Source organism: Miniphocaeibacter sp. (assembly GCF_049276255.1).
GTDB lineage: Bacteria > Bacillota > Clostridia > Tissierellales > Peptoniphilaceae > Miniphocaeibacter.
Genome location: NZ_JBASWB010000021.1, coordinates 1 through 1,905 on the forward strand (window position 1 = coordinate 1; position 1,905 = coordinate 1,905).

The 1,905-nt window shown below is 27.0% G+C and carries 2 protein-coding genes and 1 pseudogene; 1 reads left to right on the forward strand and 2 read right to left on the reverse strand.

Going from position 1 to position 1,905, the window contains the following annotated elements:
- Window positions 1–75: 75 nt before the first annotated feature.
- Window positions 76–1,243 (reverse strand): annotated as a pseudogene (locus tag WAO56_RS02390) (IS3 family transposase).
- Window positions 1,244–1,418: 175 nt separating this feature from the next.
- Here WAO56_RS02390 and WAO56_RS02395 point away from each other — a divergent pair.
- Window positions 1,419–1,691: a MerR family transcriptional regulator gene (locus WAO56_RS02395; protein ID WP_422142886.1), complete on the forward strand. Its 273-nt coding sequence runs from the start codon at window positions 1,419–1,421 to the stop codon at window positions 1,689–1,691.
- On the opposite strand, the gene WAO56_RS02400 is transcribed toward WAO56_RS02395, so the two are convergent.
- Window positions 1,674–1,905 (reverse strand): IS30 family transposase (locus WAO56_RS02400; RefSeq protein WP_422142887.1); only part of this gene is annotated, 232 nt, incomplete at its 5' end. The two genes, WAO56_RS02395 and WAO56_RS02400, sit on opposite strands and share 18 nt — an antisense overlap.

The window sequence follows — 1,905 nt, forward strand, 5'->3', positions numbered from 1 at the left end:
AGGCGTTGCCCAAATTAAAAGACATAATTTGCCATAGCCTAAACCTTGAAAATATTCTTATCTATTTATAGAAATTCAACTTGTCATATGTAATTTTCTGTATTCTATAGGACTTAGATATCCTAAGTAACCGTGTATTCTCTCATTATTATACCAACAAATGTATTTTTCCAGTTCATATTTTAATTGTTCTAGATTCTTGAATTTATGTTGATAAATTAATTCGGTTTTTAAAATTTTATTAGTTGCTTTACTTACGGCATTGTACCCTTGCTATGCTGGGGCAGACCCTCAAAAGGATTACCTTTTCTACTTAAAGATCTTTTTATCTTAAAAGTTTTTAAAAAGTCATCTATTACTTTATTATCATATTCACTTCCTCTATCTGAATGAAATAACTGTATTTTACTTAATGAGTATTTAGAACTAAGAAGAGCTTGTTCGATTAATTTCGCATCCTTATTTTTACCTACGGAATATCCAATGATTTCTCTATTGTATAAATTAATTAGTAAGCATATGTAATTCCAAGATTTTCCAACTCTTACATATGTTAAATCACTTACTACAACTTCTAGATTATTCCTCTTGTTAAATTCTCTATCCAATATATTTTCTATTTTTGATTCATTACATTTTAAGTTATGTACTTTGTATTGTGCTACAGTATAATTAGAAACTAAACTATTTTCTTGCATGATCTTAGATATTTTGCGTCTAGAAACCTGATATCCTAGTACTCTTAGTTTTTTCTTTATTTTTCTAGTTCCATAGTTGTTTTTACTCTTCCTAAATATTTCTTTTATTTGTTCTACTAATTTCAAGTTAGATTTATCTAATATAGGTTTATTTAGATAGTAATAAACAATGGATCTATGAATTTTCAAGAACCTACACATAGCACTAATACTAAATTTATCACGATTTGATATTATTAAATCTATTTTTTGCCTAGTAGTAGTGCAGCTTGCTTCGTGTGCCCTTCAGGGTATAAAATATCATTTTCCATCTTTAGTTGCTGATTTTCTTTTTGAAGTCTTATTAATTCCTTTTCTTCTTCTGTTCTATTATCTTCAATTTTAAATGATTTAGAATTATTATATCTTGTTACCCAACTTCTTAATGCAGCTGTTGAAACGCCATATTCTTCACTTAGACTACGATAGGTATGGTTTCCTTGGTTATAGATCTTTGCCATTTGTTCTTTAAATTTATCATCGTATCTCTTACCTTTACCGCTCATGATTTCACTCCTTATTTATATTATTTAGATTCTATCATGTTTGGTATAAAACTGTCCTATTTAGTGTAGCCTATCCAAAAGTATAAAAGGATAAATATTAAATGTTTACTTGATACTTGTAATAGATAGTGGTATTCAAATAGAAAATTTATAAATTCAGTTAGAAGGAGGTTAAATGAAAAATTTTAAACAAAAATATTATACAATTGGAGAAATTGCTAAGATTTGTAATATAAATATCAGAACTTTACATTATTATGATTCAATAGACCTGGTAAAACCTGTAAAGATCGTGGAGAATTCTAATTATAGACTATATAGTAAAGGACAGATACCGGTAATAAACTCTATAAAGCGACTTAGGGAAATGGGACTATCTTTAAAAGATGTAAAATTATTTATTAGTTTAATTACAATAATAATTGCAACACTACTCCAAATTATTTAATTCGTATAAAAATGCTTCAAATGGTGAGTTAAATTCTAAACATTTTCTCGGTCTAGTATTTAACTCATATATAACTTCTATTAATCTATTATCATCAATTGATGATAAATCTGTTTTCTTTGGATAATATTCTCTTAATAGTCCATTACTATTCTCGTTAGTTCCTCTTTGCCAAGCACTATATGGATCAGCAAAATAGAAATCTATTCCTAGT